Annotated in this window: 1 protein-coding gene; it reads left to right on the top strand. The window is 62.0% G+C overall.

Going from position 1 to position 358, the window contains the following annotated elements:
* Position 1 precedes the first annotated feature (1 nt).
* Positions 2-358, top strand: a 357-nt coding sequence (locus tag ACRXB1_RS37460; RefSeq protein ID WP_449494947.1) for a carboxyltransferase domain-containing protein, incomplete at its 3' end; no start/stop codon positions are given.

Below are 358 nucleotides of genomic sequence, written 5' to 3'. Positions count from 1 at the left end.
GCTGGAAGCGGATGTCGGGACCACCGAAATCGAAATTCCCGTGCGCTACGGCGGGGCGGACGGGCCGGACTTGGCGTCGCTGGCGAAGCATTTGAAGCTGGATATCGATGAACTCGTGAAGCGGCACACGCAAGCCGATTACATCGTGTTCTTCCTGGGTTTTCAGCCGGGATTTGCTTACCTCGGCGGCCTCGATCCGACGCTCAACGCCCCGCGTCACGCGAAGCCGCTGCTGGAAGCGGATGTCGGGACCACCGAAATCGAAATTCCCGTGCGCTACGGCGGGGCGGACGGGCCGGACTTGGCGTCGCTGGCGAAGCATTTGAAGCTGGATATCGATGAACTCGTGAAGCGGCAC

The organism is Caballeronia sp. M23-90 (assembly GCF_053574605.1).
This window is presented reverse-complemented; position numbering and strand designations above follow the sequence as displayed.